16 protein-coding genes are annotated in these 20,196 nt (G+C 70.0%); 5 read left to right on the plus strand and 11 right to left on the minus strand.

Translation table 11 applies throughout. The annotated features are described in order from the left end of the window. Positions 1–50: 50 nt before the first annotated feature. From M4V62_RS26965 to M4V62_RS27005, 9 genes are all read right to left on the minus strand, one after another. The gene (locus tag M4V62_RS26965; RefSeq protein ID WP_249589792.1) at positions 51–1,817 is read right to left on the minus strand and encodes an IucA/IucC family protein; all 1,767 of its coding nucleotides are present in this window, start codon (positions 1,815–1,817) and stop codon (positions 51–53) included. Further along, a complete protein-coding gene (locus M4V62_RS26970; RefSeq protein ID WP_249589793.1) occupies positions 1,814–2,365 on the minus strand; it encodes a GNAT family N-acetyltransferase in 552 nt (183 codons plus the stop codon). The genes M4V62_RS26965 and M4V62_RS26970 overlap by 4 nt, the downstream gene beginning before the upstream one ends. Further along, positions 2,362–3,636, minus strand: a complete 1,275-nt coding sequence (locus M4V62_RS26975; RefSeq protein ID WP_249589794.1) for a lysine N(6)-hydroxylase/L-ornithine N(5)-oxygenase family protein — start codon at positions 3,634–3,636, stop codon at positions 2,362–2,364. The genes M4V62_RS26970 and M4V62_RS26975 overlap by 4 nt, the downstream gene beginning before the upstream one ends. After that, complete coding sequence (locus M4V62_RS26980; RefSeq protein ID WP_249589795.1) at positions 3,620–5,068, minus strand: pyridoxal phosphate-dependent decarboxylase family protein; 1,449 nt, start codon at positions 5,066–5,068, stop codon at positions 3,620–3,622. Before M4V62_RS26980 ends, M4V62_RS26975 begins: the two co-directional genes overlap by 17 nt. Positions 5,069–5,228: 160 nt before the next feature. Then, positions 5,229–6,266, minus strand: a complete 1,038-nt coding sequence (locus M4V62_RS26985; protein WP_249589796.1) for an ABC transporter substrate-binding protein — start codon at positions 6,264–6,266, stop codon at positions 5,229–5,231. 123 nt (positions 6,267–6,389) lie between these two features. Then, a complete protein-coding gene (locus tag M4V62_RS26990; RefSeq protein ID WP_249589797.1) occupies positions 6,390–7,544 on the minus strand; it encodes an acyl-CoA dehydrogenase family protein in 1,155 nt (384 codons plus the stop codon). Positions 7,545–7,550: 6 nt separating this feature from the next. Then, positions 7,551–8,504, minus strand: coding sequence for a hydroxymethylglutaryl-CoA lyase (locus tag M4V62_RS26995; RefSeq protein WP_249593016.1), 954 nt, complete (start codon positions 8,502–8,504; stop codon positions 7,551–7,553). Positions 8,505–8,524: 20 nt separating this feature from the next. After that, positions 8,525–10,474 carry an acetyl/propionyl/methylcrotonyl-CoA carboxylase subunit alpha gene (locus tag M4V62_RS27000; RefSeq protein WP_249593017.1) on the minus strand — a complete coding sequence of 650 codons (1,950 nt, stop codon included), beginning with the start codon at positions 10,472–10,474 and terminating at the stop codon, positions 8,525–8,527. Positions 10,475–10,526: 52 nt separating this feature from the next. Beyond that, a complete protein-coding gene (locus M4V62_RS27005) occupies positions 10,527–12,143 on the minus strand; it encodes a carboxyl transferase domain-containing protein (protein ID WP_249589798.1) in 1,617 nt (538 codons plus the stop codon). Positions 12,144–12,230: 87 nt separating this feature from the next. Here M4V62_RS27005 and M4V62_RS27010 point away from each other — a divergent pair, with 87 nt between their 5' ends. The 4 genes from M4V62_RS27010 (at position 12,231) to M4V62_RS27025 (ending at position 16,016) form a co-directional block, all read left to right on the plus strand. After that, entirely contained in the window at positions 12,231–12,821 is a 591-nt protein-coding gene (locus M4V62_RS27010) for an SACE_7040 family transcriptional regulator (protein ID WP_249589799.1), read from the plus strand. Positions 12,822–12,938: 117 nt separating this feature from the next. Continuing rightward, positions 12,939–14,096 (plus strand): acyl-CoA dehydrogenase family protein, encoded by a 1,158-nt coding sequence (locus M4V62_RS27015; RefSeq protein ID WP_249589800.1) that lies wholly within the window; start codon positions 12,939–12,941, stop codon positions 14,094–14,096. Positions 14,097–14,157: 61 nt separating this feature from the next. Further along, entirely contained in the window at positions 14,158–15,027 is an 870-nt protein-coding gene (locus M4V62_RS27020; protein WP_249589801.1) for an acyl-CoA thioesterase, read from the plus strand. A gap of 20 nt (positions 15,028–15,047) precedes the next feature. Continuing rightward, positions 15,048–16,016 carry a cation diffusion facilitator family transporter gene (locus M4V62_RS27025; RefSeq protein ID WP_249589802.1) on the plus strand — a complete coding sequence of 323 codons (969 nt, stop codon included), beginning with the start codon at positions 15,048–15,050 and terminating at the stop codon, positions 16,014–16,016. Position 16,017: 1 nt separating this feature from the next. Here the strand turns inward: M4V62_RS27025 and M4V62_RS27030 are convergent, their stop codons facing one another. Together M4V62_RS27030 and M4V62_RS27035 are read right to left on the minus strand one after the other, a co-directional pair. Next, entirely contained in the window at positions 16,018–16,815 is a 798-nt protein-coding gene (locus M4V62_RS27030) for a phosphatase (RefSeq protein ID WP_249589803.1), read from the minus strand. 139 nt (positions 16,816–16,954) lie between these two features. Then, positions 16,955–18,484, minus strand: a complete 1,530-nt coding sequence (locus tag M4V62_RS27035; RefSeq protein WP_249589804.1) for a PucR family transcriptional regulator — start codon at positions 18,482–18,484, stop codon at positions 16,955–16,957. 167 nt (positions 18,485–18,651) lie between these two features. Between M4V62_RS27035 and M4V62_RS27040 the strand changes: the two genes are divergently transcribed. Next, positions 18,652–20,118 (plus strand): sodium:solute symporter family protein, encoded by a 1,467-nt coding sequence (locus M4V62_RS27040; protein ID WP_249589805.1) that lies wholly within the window; start codon positions 18,652–18,654, stop codon positions 20,116–20,118. Positions 20,119–20,196 lie beyond the last annotated feature (78 nt).

A 20,196-nucleotide genomic window follows, 5' to 3' on the forward strand; every position in this document is an offset into this window, starting at 1 on the left:
AGGTGGGGCTCGGGAGGACCGTCTCCCGAGCCCCACCTGGCTTCATGGGGTTACGCGATCGGGTTCTTCAGCGTCCCGACCAGCTGCAGCGCGCCCGCCGGATCGGCGAGGTCCACCATCTGCTCGTTGTCCCGCAGCTGGAGCCTGTTCAGGCAGGAGCGCGCGAACTCGGGGGCGAACATGTCGAACTGCTTGAACTTGTCGGCCAGTTGGGGCGTGGCCTCCTGGTAGGCGCTCACGCACTCGGCGACGGCGCCCCAGAACGTCTCCTCGTCCACCAGGCCCTCGGTGACGAGGTTCGCGGACAGGAAGCGGAAGAAGCAGTCGAAGACGTCCGTGAAGATGGACAGGAGCTTCTGGTCGTCGGGGACCTCGACCCGCAGCCGCTCCACCGCCGGCGGAAGCACCGCGTCCGGGTCCATGACCGCGATCTCCTCGGCGATGTCCTTGAAGATCGCCCGCTGTACGACGCCGTCCTTGAGCACCAGGATGACGTTCTCGCCGTGCGGCATGAAGACGAGGTCGTACATGTAGAAGCTGTGCAGCAGCGGCGTCAGATAGGCGTGCAGGTAGCCGCGCAGCCACTCGGCGGGGGTGAGCCCCGAGCGCTCGATGAGGGCGCCCGCGAAGGACGCGCCGTCGAGGTCGGTGTGCAGGAGCGAGGCCATCGTGGCCAGCTGCTCGCCCTCGGCCAGGGACGGGACGGGGCTCTCGCGCCACAGGGCCGCGAGCATTTTGCGGTACGGGGAGTAGCGGTCGGTGGCGGCCTCGTACTCCAGGTGGCGATAGCCGACGGCCGCGCGCTCGCGGATGATCGTCAGGCCGGTCGACTTCAGGGTCTCGTCGGTGTCGATGAGGTTCGCGAGCCAGTCGTTGATCGCCGGGGTCGCCTCCATGTACGCGGCCGAAAGCCCGCGCATGAAGCCCATGTTGATGACCGAGAGGGCCGTTTTGACGTAGTGCTTGGCCGGGTCGCTCGTGTTGAAGAACGTACGGATCGACTGCTGGGCCAGGTACTCGTCGTCGCCCTCGCCCAGGCAGACCAGGTGCCGCTGGGCGACCTCGGCCGCGAACGTCACGGACAGTTTGTTCCACCACTGCCAGGGGTGGGCCGGGATCAAAAGGTAGTCGTCCGGGTCCAGGCCCTGGTCGCGGAGTGTGCGGTCGAAGCGGTCCAGGGTCTCCTGGCCCAGCTCGGCCCGGAAGAACGACTCGTAGTCGATCCCGGCGCCCGCGGTGAACGCGGCGCGCTCCTTGCTGGCCGCCAGCCACACGAGCCGTACGGGGCTCGCGGTCTCGGGAGCGTACGAGAGGTACTCGTGCACACCGAAGCCGAGCCGGCCGTTGTTGGCGACGAAGCAGGGGTGGCCCTCGGTCATGCCCGTCTCGATCTCCTGGAAGCCGGAGCGGGAGAGCTCGGCGGAGGGGATCGCGGGCTTGGTGAGTTTGTAGCAGGTGCCCGAGAGGGTGGAGGAGATCTCCTCCAGGTAGACCGGCAGGATCTCGTCGCTCAGGCCGAGGGCGGTGCGCAGCTCGATGAAGAAGTCGAGCGCGTTGAGCGGGAGTTCGGTGCCGTCGCGGTGCCGGGAGATCGAGTCGGCGTCGACCTGCCAGTGGTCGAGGCGCAGCCGCTTGGCGGTGAAGCGGTAGCGGGTCAGGGCGTCGTCGCTGCGGATGACGTATGTGGCGTCGCCCAGTGGCTCCGGGGTGAAGAGCCGCTCGTGGGCGAACTCGGCGATGGCCTTGCGGATGAGGAGGCGGTTGGCCTGCTCCCAGCGCTCGGGGGAGAGGTGCGCCGTGGCGTCGGACAGGGTCATATCGCCGATTCCCTTTCGCGTACTGCTGTTTCGAACTGTTCGCGGGTGCAGAAGCTCAGCAGAGCCTTCTTCTCCGGCTTCTGGATGACCTCGGACGCCCGGAAGCCGACGGCTTCGTTGAGGGCGTGCACGGCCGTGTTGTCGATGTCGGGTTCGACCACCACGCGCTCGGTCGCGGGGTCGGCGAAGAGCGTCTCCATGACCTTGGTGATCACGTCACGGGTGAAGCCGGGGATGCGGACGTCGGACGGCGCGGTGAGGAAGTGCATGCCGACGTCGCCGGGCTGCGGCTCGTAGAGGCCGACGAGCTCGACGTACCGGGGGTCGTAGCGCTCCATCAGGAAGGCGGGGACGCCTTGGTGCAGGCCGATGAACGCGTCGTGGTGCTCGTGGGCGGCGATCGCCATGTACTCGCGCTCGACGTCCGGCAGCGTCGCGTCCTGCATCATCCAGAACGAGGCCTTGGGGTGGGTGACCCAGCCGTGCAGGAGCTCGGAGTCCTTCAGGGGGTCGAGGGGGCGCAGGGTCAGGTCTGCGGTGTTGCTCATACGGCGAACTCCTGGAACGCGATGGACTTCTCGACGGGGTAGTACTCGGAGCCGAGCAGCTCACCGATGATGTACGCGTTGCGGTACGGGCCCATGCCCAGGTCGGGGCTGGTCAGGGAGTGGGTGTGCACGGCGCCGTTCTGGAGGAAGATGCCGCGGCCCGTGGTGTCGATCGAGTAGTTGCGGGCGACCTCGAAGCGGCCGCGGCCGTCCCAGCGGATCCGGTCGCGGACCGGCTCCAGGAAGTCGGGCGTGACGTACTGGTAGCCGGTGGCCAGGATCAGGCCCTCGGATTCCAGCTCGAAGTCCTTGCCCTGCTCGTCCTGGCGCAGGCCGAGGGTGTAGGTGCCGTTCTCGTGACGGGCGCTCTGCAGCGAGGAGTTGGTGAGCAGACGCGTCGGGACCGGGCCGCCGAGGTTCTTCTGGTAGAGCAGGTCGAAGATCTCGTTGATCAGGTCGCCGTCGATGCCCTTGAAGAGCGTCTTCTGCTGATCCTGGAGGCGGTAGCGGGTGGCCTCCGGCAGGGCGTGGAAGTAGTCGACGTACTCCGGGGAGGTCATCTCAAGCGTCAGCTTGGTGTACTCAAGAGGGAAGAAGCGCGGGGAGCGCGTGACCCAGTTGAGCTGGTAGCCGTGGACGTCGATCTCGCTCAGGAGGTCGTAGTAGATCTCGGCGGCGGACTGGCCGCTGCCGACGAGCGTGATCGACTCCTTCTTCTGGAGCTCCTGCTTGGACTGCAGATAGCGGGAGTTGTGGATGAAGTCCCCGCCGAGGTCCGCGCACGACTCGGGGATGTGCGGCGGAGTGCCGGTCCCCAGGACGAGGTGACGGGCGCGGAAGGTGTCGCCGGAGGTGGTGTGGACGACGTACAGATCATCCGCGTACGTCACCTCGGTCACCGTCGTGCTGAAGCGGATGGAGGAGAGCTTCGCGGCGGCCCAGCGGCAGTAGTCGTTGTACTCCGTGCGCAGCGGATAGAAGTTCTCGCGGATGTAGAACGAGTAGAGCCGCCCTGCTTCCTTCAGGTAGTTGAGGAAGGAGTAGGGGGACGTCGGGTCCGCGAGGGTGACGAGGTCCGACATGAACGGGGTCTGGAGGTGAGCGCCCTCCAGGAACATGCCCGAGTGCCACTCGAAGTCCGGCTTGGACTCCAGGAAGAGGCCGCTGAGCTCGTCGATGGGTTCGGTCAGGCAGGCGAGACCGAGGTTGAAGGGGCCAAGGCCGACACCGATGAAGTCCAGTGGTTCTCGGTGATCAGGAAGCGCGGTCAAGGGTCTCTCCCAGGTACTGCTCGGCGTGGCCGGCGATCAGATCGAGGACGGCCGTGATGTCGGCGACCGTGGTCTCGGGATTGAGCAGGGTGAACTTGAGGTACTGGCGCTCGCCGACCTTGGTGCCCGCGACGACGGCGTCACCGGAGGCGAACAGGGCCTTGCGGGCGTACAGGTTGGCGCGGTCGATCGCGGTCGGGTCGCAGATCGACTCCGGGATGTAGCGGAAGACGAGCGTCGAGAGCTGCGGCTCGACGACGACGTCGTAGCGGGGGTCGGCGGCGAGCAGCCGCCAGCCGTCGTCCGCCATGTCGCAGACGGAGTCGAAGAGCTCGCCGATGGCGTCGGCGCCCATCACGCGCAGGGTCATCCACAGCTTGAGGGCGTCGAAGCGCCGCGTCGTCTGGAGGGACTTGTCGACCTGGTTGGGGATGCGCTCCTGCACCATGCGGCGCGGGTTGAGGTACTCCGCGTGGTACGTCGCGTGGCTCAGCGTCGAGCGGTCACGGACCAGGACGGCGGAGGAACTCACCGGCTGGAAGAAGGACTTGTGGTAGTCGACCGTGACGGAGTCGGCGCGCTCGATGCCGTCGATGAGGTGCCGGTTCTTGAGCGAGGCGAGCAGGCCGCAGCCGTACGCCGCGTCGACGTGCATCCAGGTGCCGTACTGCTCGCACAGTTCGGCGATCTCGGGCAGCGGGTCGATGGAGCCGAAGTCGGTGGTGCCCGCTGTGGCGACGACCGCCATGGGGGTGAGGTCGTCGGCCAGGCAGCGCTCCAGCTCGCGGGCGAGGGCCACGGTCTGCATGCGCTTGTTGTGATCGGTGGGGATGACGATCACGGCGTCCTCGCCGAGGCCGAGCAGCGTCGCGGCCTTCTGGATGCTGAAGTGGCCGACCTCGGAGGCGAAGATGCGCAGCTGCGTGGCCGGCTTTCCCGCCTTGGCGGCCTCCTCGCGGGCGAGCAGCATGGCCTGGAGGTTGGACTGCGAACCGCCGCTCGTGAACACGCCGTCGGCGGCCGGGCCGAGCCCGATGCGTTCGGCCGTCCAGTCGATGAGACGGCGCTCGATCAGTGTGCCGCCGGCGGATTGATCCCAGGTGTCGAGGGAAGAGTTGACCGCGGAGAGCACCGCCTCGCCGAGCACGGCCGGTATGACGACCGGGCAGTTGAGGTGGGCGAGGTAGCGGGGATGGTGGAAGTACACGGCGTCGCGCAGGTAGAGCTCGTCGAGCTCGTCCAGGGCGGCGATGGTGTCGTGCAGGGGCTCGTCCAGGTCGACGGCCTCGATGCGGGGCGCGAGGTCGTCGACGGAGACGCCGGTAAAGGGGCGTGAGGTGGTGGCGATCCTGGCCGCCACCCGCTCGACTCCTTCGGTCACGGAACTGCGGTAACGCTCCGCGGTGGTGTCGTTGAGCAGGTGCGAGCGCATGAACTTCCTCTGGGTGAGGGGACTTGGGGGAAGTGAGGTAAGCCTAACCTAACTCCCTCTCGGGTTAAACCCAGGGGGTCTCTGTGGTCACCAGGAGGCACAAAAACGGAACAGCCCTCTCCGGAATGCGGAGAGGGCTGTCCTGTGTGCGGCGCGGGGTTCAGCTGACCTTCTTGGCCTTCTCGATCGCGTCGGCGAGGTCCTCGAGGATCGGGGCGCACTTGTCGTACGAGTAAATGGGCTCGGTGACGCGGGGGATGACCTGCCCGGCCTTGACCGCGGGCAGCTTCGCCCAGGTCGGCTTCTCGATGTCGGCGGGCTGGATCGTGGCGGTGCGGTTGTCCATCATGATGACGTCCGCGGCGTGCTTGTTGACGTTCTCCCAGCTCAGGTTCTCGAACCAGCCGCCGCTCGCCTTCTTGGCGCTCTCGGACGGCTCGACGAAGTTCACGCCGAGGGACTTGAAGTACTCCAGGTCGGCGGAGAGGTTCGTGCCGGAGACGTAGAAGATGTCCTGGCTGGCCGAGCCGACGAGGACCTTGATGTCCTTGTTCGCCTTGGCGACCTTGCGCAGCCGCTCGGCGGCGGCCTCGAAGCGCTTCTTCGCCTTGACGACCTTGTCGGCCTTCACGTCCGCGCCGAGCGACTCGGCGAGCGCGAGGAGGCGCTGGAGGGGCTCGGTCATCTGGCGGTCGTAGACGCTGACGCCCACGCTCGGGGCGAGCTTGAGGATCTTGTCCTTGCTGTCCTCGGGGACGGACCACAGGGTGCCCGCGTCGTCGAACATCGTGGAGACGAGGAGGTCGGGGGCGAGACTCGCGTACTTCTCGATGTTGAACTTCCCCCATTCGTTGCCCAGGATCGTCAGCTTGCTGATGTCCATGTCACCGGCCTGGACGTCGGCCTTGCCGCCCTTGGCCTTGGTCGGGCCGAAGACGCCCTTGACCTCGATGCCGTAGTCGAAGAGGGCGGCGGCGACGCCGGTGAAGGCGACGATGTTCTTCGGGGTCGAGTCCTGCTTCGCGGTCTTGCCGCGGTCGTCCTTGAAGCTCCAAGGGCCGGAGTCGCCGGCGTCCGCCTTGCCCGAGCCGCTCTTCTTCTCGTCACCGCAGGCTGCCAGCAGGGCCGTGAGACCGAGAGCGCCGCCGGCGGCGAGAATGCCGCGGCGGGAAGGCTGAGGGAAGCGGGCGTGGGACATATGAGGGTCTCTGCTTTCGTGAGGACGGCGGCGGGGCCACTGGCCGGAACTAGCGCTTAGGTTAACCTAACCTAAGCTGATGTCCAGCGGCTCCCGCGGTCGCCTTCCCCGGGGTGCGGGTGGTTATCCCACGAATCCCAGCTCCCTGGCGATCAGCATGCGCTGCACCTCGCTGGTGCCCTCGCCGATCTCCAGGATCTTGGAGTCCCGCCACATCCGTGCCACGGGGTATTCGTTCATGAAGCCGTACCCGCCGTGGATCTGGGTGGCCTCGCGGGCGTTGTCGACGGCGACCGTGGAGGAGTAGAGCTTCGCGATCGCCGCCTCCTTCTTGAAGGGCTCCCCGCCGACGAGGCGCGACGCCGCGTCCCGCCAGCCGACCCGGGCCATGTGCGCCCGCATCTCCATGTCGGCGATCTTGAACTGGATCGCCTGATTCGCCCCGATGGGCTTGCCGAAGGCGTGCCGCTCCTTGGCGTACTTCACGGACTCGTCGACGCAGCCCTGCGCGAGGCCCGTGGCGAGCGCGGAGATCGCGACCCGGCCCTCGTCCAGGATCCGCAGGAACTGGGCATAGCCGCGGCCCTCTTCGCCCAGGAGGTTGGCCACCGGGACCCGCACGTCCGAGAAGGCCAGCTCACGGGTGTCCGATGCGTTCCAGCCGACCTTCGAGTACGGAGCCGCGACCGTGAAGCCCGGTGTCCCCGACGGCACGATGATCGAGGAGATCAGCGGACGGCCGTCCTCCTTGCGGCCGGTGACGGCGGTGACCGTGACCAGGCCCGTGATGTCCGTGCCGGAGTTGGTGATGAAGCACTTGGAGCCGTTGATCACCCACTCGTCGCCGTCCCGCACCGCGGTCGTGCGGGTGCCGCCCGCGTCCGAGCCGCCGTCCGGCTCGGTCAGGCCGAAGGCACCCAGGAGTTCACCGGAGCAGAGCCGGGGCAGCCACTCGCGCTTCTGCTCGTCCGTGCCGAAGAGGTGGATCGGCATCGCGCCGAGCGAGACGCCCGCCTCCAGGGTGATCGCCACCGAGGAGTCGACCCGCGCCAGCTCTTCGAGCGCGATGCCGAGGGCGAGATAGTCGCCGCCCATGCCGCCGTGCTCCTCGGGGAAGGGCAGGCCGAACAGGCCCATGCGGCCCATCTCGCGCACGATCTCGTACGGGAACTCGTGCCGTTCGTACAGGTCGCCGATCTTGGGGGCGACGACGTCGTGCGCGAACTCCTCGACCGTGCGGCGGAGTTCTTCGTGCTCGGGGGACAGACGGTGGTCCATCGTTCTTCACTGCTCCTGGTGGGAGGTGCCCGTCAGGGCACGGACGGTGCGGGAGGGGCTGGGTCGGCCCAGTTGTTCGGCCATCCACGCGCTGGTGGCGGTGAGGCGGCCGAGGTCGACGCCGGTCTCGATGCCGAGGCCGTCGAGCATCCATACGAGGTCTTCGGTGGCGAGGTTGCCGGTGGCGCTCTTCGCGTACGGACAGCCGCCGAGGCCGCCCGCCGACGCGTCGACCGTGCTGACTCCGTGCTGAAGGGCGGCGAGGGTGTTGGCGAGCGCCTGGCCGTACGTGTCGTGGAAGTGCACGCCGATGCGGTCCGTCGGCACGCCCTCTTCGTTCAACTCGGCAAGCAGGGCCAGGACATGGCCCGGCGTGGCCACGCCGATGGTGTCGCCCAGGCTCAGCTCGTCGCAGCCCATGTCCAGGAGGGCCTTGGCGGTGCGGACGACCTGGGCGATGGGCACGGGGCCCTCCCACGGGTCGCCGAAGCACATGGAGAGATAGCCCCGCACGTGCACCTTCTGCTCGCGGGCGCGGGCCACGACCGGCTCCGACATCGCGAGGGCCTCGTCCATCGTGCGGTTGAGGTTGGCCTTGGCGAAGGACTCCGTGGCGCTGACGAAGACGGCGATGCCGCGGGCGCCGAGCGCCAGGGCGCGGTCCAGGCCCCGGTCGTTCGGCACCAGGACGGGGAGCTTGGCCCTCCCGTCCTGTGCGAGGTCGCGCACGAGAGGGAACAGCTGCTCGGAGTCGGCCAGTTGGGGCACCCACTTGGGGTGCACGAAGCTGGTCGCCTCGACGGTCGTGAGGCCCGCGGCGGCCAGGCGGTGGATGAACTCCGCCTTGATCTGCGTGGGGACGACCGCCTTTTCGTTCTGCAGGCCGTCCCGTGCGCCCACCTCGTGGATACGGACGCGGGGCGGGAGGTCCTGGGTGGGGACGACCATCGGGAGCGCCATCGGGAGCGCCTTGGGGGGCGTCACTTCTCCTCCTCCTGCGGGGTCTCGTCGGGGATCACTACGGCCAGGACCTGGTCCATGGCGACGGTCGAGCCCGCCGTGACGTCCAGTTCGCTGACGGTGCCCGCGTGCGGGGCGGAGATGACGTGCTCCATCTTCATGGCCTCCACCACGAGGAGGCTCTGCCCCTGGGCCACGCGGTCGCCGGTGGACACCTTGACGACCGTGACGGTGCCGGGCATGGGGGCGGTGAGGGCGTCGGCACCGCTGTGGGCGGCGCCGGTGAGGCTCGCCGCCACGGGGTCGAAGTCCTGGACGTGCCAGGCGTCGCCGTCCCTGCCGAGCCAGTCGGCCGCGCGGTGGAAGGTGTGGGTGAGGCCGTCCACGTGGACCGTGACGCGGCCGGGCTCCACGGTGCGCGGGCCCTCGCCCGCGACGTGCGCGACAGGGTCGTGTCCCGGCACGCGCAGATGGTGCGTCAGCGGGGCCGGGGTGCCGCCCAGGCGCCAGCCCCTCGGCACCGAGAACGGGTCCCGCCAGCCGTCACCGGTGGGTTCCAGGGCGGCGGCGCGCAGGGCCGCCGCGGCTTCGTACACCTCGGCGGGCACGCCCTGCGGGACCAGGTCCTGTGCCTCGCGCTCCACGAGGCCCGTGTCCAACTCCCCGGAGACCACCGCCGGGTGGGCGAGCAGCCGCCGCAGGAACCCCGCGTTCGTCGGCACGCCCAGCGTGACCGTCTCCGCGAGGGCGGCCCGCAGCTTGCGCAGTGCGGTGGGGCGGTCCGGGCCGTACGCGATGACCTTGGACAGCATCGGGTCGTACAGGCTGCCGACCTCCGTGCCCTCGCTCAGGCCGGAGTCGGTCCGCACGCCGTCGCCCTGCGGCTCGTGCAGGGCGAGGACGGTCCCGCCGGACGGCAGGAACCCGCGGGACGGGTCCTCGGCGCAGACGCGGGCCTCGATCGCGTGGCCCGTGAGCGTGATGTCCTGCTGGCCGTACGGCAGTTCCTCGCCGGCGGCGACCCGCAGCTGCCACTCCACCAGGTCGATGCCGGTGATGAGCTCCGTGACCGGGTGCTCCACCTGGAGGCGGGTGTTCATCTCCATGAAGTAGTACGAAGCCGGGTCCTTGCCCGGCACGATGAACTCCACCGTGCCCGCGCCCGCATACCCGCAGGAGCGCGCGGCCTGGACCGCGGCCTCGCCCATCGACGCGCGCGTGGCCTCGTCGAGCAGGACGCTCGGGGCCTCCTCGATGATCTTCTGGTGGCGGCGCTGGAGCGAGCACTCGCGCTCGCCGAGGTGGATCACGTTCCCGTGGCCGTCCGCGAGGACCTGGATCTCGATGTGCCGGGGGCGGTCGATCCACCGCTCCACGAGCAGCGTGTCGTCCCCGAAGGAGGAGCGCGCCTCGCGCCGCGCGGCGGCGATCTCGTCCGCGAGCAGCGCCGCGTCCCGCACCAGACGCATGCCCTTGCCGCCGCCGCCCGCGGAGGGCTTGAGCAGCACCGGCATGCCGATCTCGCGGGCGGAGTCGGCCAGTTGGGCGTCGGTCAGGCCGCTGCCCGAAGAGCCGGGGACCACCGGGACCCCGGCCGCCTGGACCGTCTCCTTGGCGCGGATCTTGTCGCCCATCAGGTCGATCGCCGATGCGGGCGGCCCGATGAAGACCAGGCCGGCCTCCGCGCAGGCCCGCGCGAACTCGGCGTTCTCCGCGAGGAAGCCATACCCCGGGTGGACGGCCTGGGCGCCGCTGCGGGCCGCCGCGTCGAGCAGCCGCTCGGCCGAGAGGTAGCTCTCGGAGGCCGGTGCGGGGCCCAGGCGCACGGCCGTGTCCGCCTCCCGCACGTGCCGGGCGTCCGCGTCCGCGTCGCTGAACACGGCGACCGAGCGCACGCCGAGCGCCCGCAGCGTCCGGATGACGCGGACCGCGATCTCGCCCCTGTTGGCGACCAGCACCGTGTCGAACATCGTCCCTCTTCCCGGGGTGGTCTCTTGCTGGAAGTCGCTCATCGTCCGCCCCTCACATCCGGAAGACGCCGAAGCCGGGCTCGCCCAGCGGGGCCTCGGCGCACGCGGTCAGGGCGAGGCCGAGGACCTGCCGGGTCTCCATGGGGTCGATCACGCCGTCGTCCCACAGCCGCGCGGTGGCGTAATAGGCGTTGCCCTGCGCTTCGTACTGGGCGCGGACCGGGTCCTTGAAGGCCTGCTCGTCCGCCTCCGACCACTGTTCGCCGCGCGCCTCCAACTGGTCGCGCTTGACGGTCGCGAGGACCGAAGCGGCCTGCTCGCCGCCCATCACGGAGATCTTGGCGTTCGGCCACATCCACAGGAAGCGGGGGGAGTAGGCACGGCCGCACATCGAGTAGTTCCCCGCGCCGTACGAACCGCCGATCACGACCGTCAGCTTCGGCACGCGCGTGCAGGCCACCGCCGTGACCATCTTGGCGCCGTGCTTGGCGATGCCGCCCGCCTCGTAGTCCCGGCCGACCATGAAGCCGGAGATGTTCTGCAGGAAGACGAGGGGGATGCCGCGCTGGTCGCACAGTTCGATGAAGTGGGCGCCCTTCTGGGCGGACTCGGAGAACAGGATGCCGTTGTTCGCGATGATGCCGACCGGGTGGCCGTGGAGGTGGGCGAAGCCGGTGATCAGCGTCTGGCCGTATTCCGCCTTGAACTCGGCGAAGCGTGAGCCGTCGACCACGCGCGCGATGACCTCGCGGACGTCATAGGGGGTGCGGGAGTCTGTCGGCACCGCTCCATAGAGCCCGGCCGGGTCGACCTTCGGCTCCTCGACCGGGCGCACGGACCAGGGGAGTTCGGCGCGGTCGGGGAGGGTGGAGACGATCGTCCGGACGATCCGCAGCGCGTGCGCGTCGTCCTCGGCGAGGTGGTCCGTCACTCCGGAGACCCGGGAGTGGACCTCGCCGCCGCCCAGCTCCTCGGCCGTCACGACCTCGCCGGTGGCGGCCTTCACCAGGGGCGGGCCGCCGAGGAAGATCGTCCCCTGATTGCGGACGATCACCGCCTCGTCGCTCATCGCGGGGACGTACGCACCGCCCGCCGTGCACGAGCCGAGGACGGCCGCGATCTGCGGGACGCCCGCACCGGACATCCGCGCCTGGTTGTAGAAGATCCGCCCGAAGTGCTCGCGGTCCGGGAAGACGTCGTCCTGCATGGGCAGGAAGGCGCCGCCCGAGTCCACCAGATACAGACAGGGGAGGCGGTTCTCCAGCGCGACCTCCTGGGCGCGCAGGTGCTTCTTCACCGTCATGGGGTAATACGTGCCGCCCTTGACGGTGGCGTCATTGGCGACGATCACGCAGGTGCGCCCGGAGACCCGGCCGATGCCCGCGATGACTCCGGCCGCGGGGGCGTCCCCTCCGTACAGCCCGTCGGCCGCGAGCGGTGCCAGCTCCAGGAAGGGCGAGCCGGGGTCGAGCAGGGCGTCCACGCGGTCGCGGGGCAGCAGCTTGCCGCGCGCGACATGGCGGGCCCGGGACCGCTCACCGCCGCCGAGCCTGGCGGCCGCGAGCTTGGCCCGCAGCTCGTCGACGAGGGCGTGGTGCGCCTCCTCGTTCGTCCGCCATGCCTCGGACGCGGGATCAGCCGCGGTCGCCAGCACTGGTGCCTGCAGCATCAGTCGAGCCCCCTTGCTCGGTTAATGAGCGTTAACGCGTTTCCATCAGGTTAACGAGCGCTAACCGCCCTGTCTAGAATTGATTCCATGGCCACCAGAACCGACGCCCCCACCCGTCGCGAGCAGATCCTCAAGGAAGCCGCCCGGCTCTTCGCCGAGCGCGGCTTCCACGGCGTAGGAGTGGACGAGATAGGAGCGGCCGTCGGCATCAGCGGGCCCGGCCTCTACCGCCACTTCCCGGGCAAGGACGCGATGCTCGCCGAGCTGCTCGTCGGCATCAGCGGGCAGCTCCTGACCGGTGGCAAGCGGTGTGTGGCCGAGGCGGACGGGTCACCGGAGCAGACGCTCGACGCGCTCATCGAGGGGCACATCGACTTCGCCCTGGACGACCGTTCCCTGATCACGCTGCACGACCGCGAGCTCGACCGGCTGCGGGACACCGACCGCAAGCTGGTCCGCCAGCTCCAGCGGCAGTACGTGGAGATCTGGGTGGACGTCGTGCGCAAGGTCTATCCGGACCTCGCCGAGAACGCCGCGCGCGTCTGTGTGCACGCGGTCTTCGGGCTGCTCAACTCCACGCCGCACCTCAGCCGCCGCGACGCCCTGCCGAGCCGTAGCGCGATGGCCCAGCTGCTGCACAGCCTGGCGCGCGGGGCGTTCGCGGCGACAGCGGCGTGACGGGAGCGACAGGGCTTCTCTCTGGACGGTCCGGTGACCGGCGGGTAACGTCTCTCTGAGCAAGCGCTTAGTCGTGTGCACTTGGTCGAGCCTGGTGTCGTATCGAAGGAGTTCTCCGTGCGCCGTACCGTTTTCAATGAGGACCACGAGGCGTTCCGGGAGACCCTGCGCGCCTTCATCGAGGCCGAGGTCGTCCCGGTCCACGAGGAGTGGTTCGCCGCGGGCCAGGTGCCGCGCGAGTTCTACTACAAGCTCGCCGAGCTCGGTCTCTTCGGCATCAGCGTCCCCGAGGAGTTCGGCGGCGCGGGCATCGACTCGCACAAGTTCGAGGCCATCCAGTACGAGGAGACGGCCCGCGCGGGCGTCAGCTTCGGCGGTTCCGGGGTGCACGTGCTGCTCGCCCTGCCGTACATCAAGGCGCTCGGCACCGACGAGCAGAAGAAGCGCTACCTCGAGAAGTTCGTCTCCGCCGAGGAGATGTGGGCCCTGGCGATGACCGAGCCGGGCACCGGCTCCGACCTCGCGGGCATGAAGACCACGGCCAAGCTCTCCGAGGACGGCACGCACTACGTCCTCAACGGCTCCAAGACCTTCATCACCGGCGGTGTGCACGCCGACCGCGTGATCGTCTGCGCCCGCACCTCCGCGCCCACCGCCGAGGACCGCCGCTTCGGCATCTCCCTCTTCGCGGTCGACACCAAGTCCGAGGGCTACTCCATCGGCCGCAAGCTCGACAAGCTCGGCCTGAAGACCTCCGACACCGCCGAGCTGGCGTTCGTCGACGTCAAGGTCCCCGTCGAGGACCTCCTCGGCGAGGAGAACAAGGGCTTCTACTACCTCGGGAGCAACCTCCCCTCCGAGCGCTGGGGCATCGCCTACGGCGCGTACGCGCAGGCCAAGGCCGCCGTCCGGTTCGCCAAGGAGTACGTCCAGGACCGCACGGTCTTCGGCAAGACGGTCGCCTCCTTCCAGAACACGAAGTTCGAGCTGGCCGCCTGCCAGGCCGAGGTGGACGCCGCGGAGGCCGTCGCCGACCGCGCCCTTGAGGCCCTGGACGCGGGCGAGCTGACCGCCGCAGAGGCCGCGTCCGCGAAGCTGTTCAACACCGAGGTCGCGCACCGCGTCATCGACAAGTGCCTCCAGCTGCACGGCGGCTACGGCTTCATGAACGAGTACCCCATCGCCCGCCTGTACGCGGACAACCGCGTCAACCGCATCTACGGCGGCACCAGCGAGGTCATGAAGATGATCATCGCCAAGAACATGGGCCTGTAAGGACGTGGTCCTGTCCTGTAAGGACATGGTCCCGTAAAGACCGCCCTGTAGAACTGGATTCATGAACAAGGCACTTGAGTCACTCCTCGATCTGCTCGACCTGGAGCAGATCGAGGAGGACATATTCCGGGGCGTGAGCCGCTCGGCGCTCGTCCCGCGCGTCTTCGGCGGCCAGGTGGCCGCCCAGGCGCTGGTGGCGGCGGGACGCACGGTCCCCGCCGACCGTCCCGCCCACTCCCTGCACGCGTACTTCCTGCGGGCGGGGGACCCGGGCGCGCCCATCGTCTACACCGTCGACCGGATCCGCGACGGCCGCTCCTTCACCACGCGCCGGGTCGTCGCCGTCCAGCACGGGCAGCCGATATTCCACCTCTCCGCGTCCTTCCAGACGGACGAGGAGGGCCTGGAGCACCAGACGGGGATGCCGTCCGCGCCGGACCCTGAGACGCTGCCGACGGCCGCCGAGATGCTGCCGCAGCACCTGCCCTCGCACGTCGCCGAGCGGCTGATCGAGGCCCGCGCGGCCGTCGATCTGCGCTACGTGGACGCACCGCCCTGGGCCTCCGTCGGACAGCCCCGCGAGCCGCGCTCGCAGGTGTGGTTCCGCACGAACGGCAAGCTCGACGGCGGCATCGACGCGTCCTTGCTGCACGTCTGCCTCGCCACGTACGTCTCCGACATGACGCTGCTCGACTCGGTGCTGCTCGCGCACGGCCGGGGCGGCTGGGCGGTCGGTGACGTCGTCGGCGCCTCGCTCGACCACGCGATGTGGTTCCACCGCCCCTTCAGGGCCGACGAATGGCTCCTGTACGACCAGGAGTCGCCGTCCGCGTCCGGCGGGCGCGGCCTCGGCCAGGCCCGGATCTGGACGCAGGACGGGCAGCTCGCGGTGACGGTGATTCAGGAAGGCGTCGTTCGCGTTCCCCGCTGATCGGACATACCGTCCCATACATGAGTGAGCAACCGTCAGAAGGTGGCGGCGAGAGCACCTTCACCGTCATCGTCGCCGCCGTCGCCAACCTCGGGATCGCCGTCGCCAAGGCCGTCGCCGGTGTCATCAGCGGGTCGAGCGCGATGCTCTCCGAAGCGGCCCACTCCTTGGCCGACACCGTCACCGAGGTACTGCTCCTCACCGCTCTGAAGCGGAGCGAGAAGCCCGCGGACGAGGACCACCCGCTTGGCTACGGCCCCGAGCGCTACATCTGGGCGATGCTCGCGGCCGTCGCCACCTTCGTCGGCGGCGCCGTCTTCTCGATCTACGACGGCATCCACACGCTGGTGGCGGGCGAGGAGCTGGGCGACCCGCTCATCTCGTACATCGTGCTCGCCATCGCCTTCCTCCTGGAGGGCTATTCGCTGCGCACCGGCGTCAAGCAGGCGCGTGGTGAGGCGGCGCGCTTCGGGGCGTCGTTCGGGCGCTATCTGCGCTACACGCCCGACACCGCCGTGAAGGCCGTCGTCCTGGAGGACTCCGCAGCGCTCGCCGGCCTCGTGCTCGCCGCCGGCGGACTGCTCGGCGGGCAGCTCACCGGGTCGGGCGTGTGGGACGGCGTGGCCTCGCTCTGCATCGGCGCGCTTCTTCTGTACGTCGCCTGGGTGCTCGGCCGCAGCAACGCCCAGCTCCTCATCGGCCGGCCGCTGCCGAAGCCGATGCGCCAGGAGATCCGGGAAGAACTCCTGGCCTCCGAGCACATCGAGGCCGTGCTCGAACTGACGACGCTGCTCCAGGGGCCGCGCGAGGCGCTGGTCGCCGCCAAGGTCGACTTCCGTGACGCCTCCACGGCGGCGCAGATCGAGTGGGCCTGCGAACAGGCCGAGCGGCGCCTTCGGGAGCGGTTCCCCGGCGTACGACGGGTCTATCTGGACCCCACGCCGGGGTTCTCCCAGCGGCGCGCGGAAGGCCTCAACCCGTGGCCGTGACTCAGGCCTCCGGCGTGAGGCCCGCGGCGTCCAGGAGGTAGGCCGTCATCGGGTCGTAGAAGCGCGGGCTCGTGACGTGGTCGTCCAGCGGGATCGTCACCTGGAGGGTCCCCTCGGCCTCGCCGATGAACAGCGCCGGGTCGTTGCAGTCCGCGTACCCGATGGAGTCGATGCCGCGCTGGCCCGCCCGTCCGGCCCAGCCGTGGTCCGCGACGACCAGGTCGGGCAGCGGACGGCCCTCGCGCTCCAGGCCGTCCAGGATCGCGTTCATCGGCTCGGGGGAGTGCGTGTGCCACAGGGTCGCGCCGCGCTCCAGCATCGCCACGTCCGCGAACTGGAAGACCATGCCCTCGTCGGCGGTGAGGCCCTCCGGGATCACGACGATCTCGCAGCCCGCGGAGCGCAGGGCGGCCGCCGTCGCGCGGTGCACGTCGAGCAGGCCTCCGGGGTGGCCGGTGGCGAAAAGGACCCTCTCCTTGCCGGCCGCAGCCTTGCGGAGCCGCGCCGCCATCCGCTCAAGGGCGTCGACCGTCAGCTCCGGGTCGATGGTGTCCTGCCCGTGCCGGAACTCGGCGTCGTCGATCACGCCGCACCGCTCGGCCATCACCGCGAGGACGTCCTGCTCGTCGGTCCAGCGGTCGCCGAGCTCCAGGCCGAGCCAGTAGTGGCGGTCGCCGTTCGCGAGCTTCCTGTAGTGGCTGAGGTTGTTCTCGCGGGGCGTAGCGACGTCGCCGGCGATGCGGGAGCGTACGAGGTGGTCGACAAGGGCGGGACGACTGGGTATCGGCATGGCTCCCATTGTGCCGTCGCTCGGGCCGCGGGGCCGGGGCGTTTCGAAGCATGGGCCTGTGAGGTGCGCTGCGTTTGGCTTGAGCGGGGGTGGGTTGTCTCTTCGTCTGCGGGCCGCATGTGGCTGGGCGCGCCGTTCCCCGCGCCCCTTACGGGGCCCGGTTCAGCGCGAACCACAGTTCCATTCGTACGTCCGGGTCGTCCAGGTCCGCGCCCAGGAGCGTCGCGCACCGGGTGATCCGCTGCCGGACCGTGTTGCGGTGCACCCCCAGCGCCGTTGCCGTGCGGTCCCAACTGCCGTGCAGGGAGAGCCAGGTACGCAGGGTCGTGGTGAGCGCCTCGCTGCCGCCGAGCGGGGCGAGCAGCACGCGCGCGTGGGCGGCGGCCTCGGCGGGCGCGACCAGCGCGGCGATGCCCGCCTCGCGGTGCCGGACGAGCGGCGCCCGGGTCGCCTCGGCGCGGCGCAGGGCGCGGTCCGCCTGGGCGTCGGCGGCCGGCAGGTCGCCGGGGGACGCGGGGGCGGAGACGCCGAGGGTCCAGCCGGGCTGCCCGGCGAGCTCGCGGTCGGCCGGGAGCAGGAGGCGTACGAGGTCCTGGCCGGGATCTGTGTCCACCATGCCGCTGCCCAGGGCTGCGGCCAGCGCGGAGGCGGCGACCGCATGGGCCACCGGGTCGTCACCGGCATCCCCGCGCGCGTGCACCACGGTCCACTCGTCGGCCCCCAGGAGAGGCGCGACATCGTCCACCGCCGAGCCCAGGAGCAGCCGTACGAGCGCCGCCGACCGCACGGAGTCGGCGGCGCCCTGGTGCTTGCCGGTCAGGAGCGAGAGGAGGACGACCGCGACCCCGGTGATGGTGTGGTCCCCCGGTTCGCGCTGCTCGGCGGCGAGTCCGAGCGCGAACCCCTGTCCGCCGCCGAGCGCGTACGTGGCGAGGTGGGCGCCGCCCACGGAGTCGGTGGCCGACGCGGGGGCGGGGCCGGGCCGGGCCGACGGGCGTACGACTTCGGAGAGGTCGTGCACCGCTTGCCGCACCCCCGCCCCCGGAGCCGTCCCCGCCGTGTGGAGCACCGCGCCGTCCGGTGCGTAGAGCGCCGCCCAGCCGCTCAGGCGCGCCGCGAGCTGGCGGAGCACCGCGGGCACCGGGTCCGGGCGCGCGGCGGCCGTGGCGAGGCCCTGCTGGGCCTCCGTCACGCGGCGCAGCTCCGCGTGCCTGGCCTCCGCCACCAGCTGCCACACCGCGCGGGCGACCCCGCTGAACGTCGTGCGCGGCGGCACCTCCAGGAGCGGAAGCCCGTAGCGGTCGCAGGCCGTCACCAGGGCGCGCGGCACCGTGTCGTGCACGGGCGCGACACCGAAGCCGAGGGCCGCGCCGCCCGCCTCGACGATGCGCGCCACGTAGTCGTCGAGGTAGACGCCCGCGCCCACCGGATCCGTGATGTGCACGCCCGCCGTCAGCAGCAGCTCGCCGCCCAGGAGGTACGGATAGGGGTCCGCCATCTCCGAGGTGTGCACCCACTGGACGGCGGCCCCGCTCTCCCCGGCGTCGGGGCCCGCGATCTGGCGCAGGCCCAGATCCTCCCTGGCCAGGAGCGCGGTCAGGGGAACGGGCGGGGTCGGGGGAGCCGGGGAGGGGGCTGACGGGGCGAGTGGGTCCGGCACGGTGGATGTTCCATCCATATCGATCACGGGGAGTGGATGAAACGTACACTTCAGCGTTGCTTTCCGGCCACCTAAGGTCGTGCCGACCCCAGGCCGCGGGTACGGGCGGATGTCCCCGCGGCTGGTTGCCACCCCCTCACCCCCATCTGCACGACACGCCACCGAGGTGCGCGAAGGAGGGCCCTATGGCCGTCGACTACACAGTGATCGTCGTCTATCTCGCCGGCATGCTCGCCATGGGCTGGTGGGGCATGCGCCGCGCCAAGTCCAAAGCTGAGTTCCTGGTCGCGGGACGCCGCCTCGGACCGTGGATGTACTCCGGGACCATGGCCGCCATCGTCCTCGGCGGCGCGTCCACCATCGGCGGCGTCGGCCTCGGCTACCAGTACGGGCTCTCCGGTGCCTGGATGGTCTTCACGATCGGCCTCGGCCTGCTCGCGCTGAGCGTCTTCTTCTCGGCGCGCATCGCCCGCCTGAAGGTCTACACCGTCTCCGAGATGCTCGACCTCCGCTACGGCGGGCGCGCGGGCGTCATCTCCGGAGTCGTCATGTGGGCGTACACGCTGATGCTCGCGGTCACGTCGACCATCGCGTACGCCACGATCTTCGACGTCATCTTCGACATGAACCGCACCCTGGCGATCATCCTCGGCGGCTCGATCGTCGTCGCGTACTCGACGCTCGGCGGCATGTGGTCCATCACGCTCACCGACATGGTGCAGTTCGTGGTGAAGACCATCGGAGTGCTGCTCCTGCTGCTGCCCATCGCGGTCGTCAAGGCCGGCGGCTTCAGCGAGATGAAGGCCAAGCTGCCCACCGAGTACTTCGACCCGCTGGGCATCGGCGGCGAGACGATCTTCACGTACGTCCTGATCTATACGTTCGGCATGCTCATCGGGCAGGACATCTGGCAGCGCGTCTTCACCGCGCGCAGCGACAAGGTCGCCCGCTACGGCGGCACCGTCGCCGGTACGTACTGCCTGGTCTACGCGCTCGCGGGCGCCGTCATCGGTACGGCAGCCAAGGTCATGTACCCGAAGCTGCCGAGCGCCGACGCGGCCTTCGCGACCATGGTCAAGGACGAACTGCCCATGGGCGTACGAGGGTTGGTGCTCGCCGCGGCGCTCGCCGCCGTGATGTCCACGTCCTCCGGGGCGCTCATCGCGTGCGCGACCGTCGCCAACAACGACATCTGGTCGCGGCTTCGCGGCGCCGTCGCCCCGAAGGCGGAGGGCGAGGCGCACGACGAGGTGAAGGGCAACCGCCTCTTCATCCTGATCATGGGCATCGGGGTCGTCTGCATCGCCATCGCCCTCAACGACGTGGTCCAGGCGCTCACCGTCGCCTACAACCTCCTCGTCGCCGGGCTCCTCGTGCCGATCCTCGGCGGGCTCCTGTGGAAGCGGGGCACCGCCGAGGGCGCGCTCGCGGCCATCGTCGCCGGTGGTCTCTCCGTCATCGGGCTCATGTGGGGGTACGGAATCCTCGCCAACGAGCCCATCTACTACGGCCTGCTGATCTCGCTCGGCGTGTACGTCGTCGTCTCCCTCGCCACGAAGCCCACCGACGCGAAGGTCCTCGCGGCCTGGCGCGAGCGGCTCGCGGGCCGGGGGTCCGAGGAGGCGGAGCCGCAGGCTCCGGTGACCGTCTAGTTTCTCCGCGCGGCCCACTGTCAGCGGGCCGCGCGACACTTGTCCCAGCAGCACAGCACCACTCGTACCAGCAGGAGG

Source organism: Streptomyces durmitorensis (assembly GCF_023498005.1).
GTDB lineage: Bacteria > Actinomycetota > Actinomycetes > Streptomycetales > Streptomycetaceae > Streptomyces > Streptomyces durmitorensis.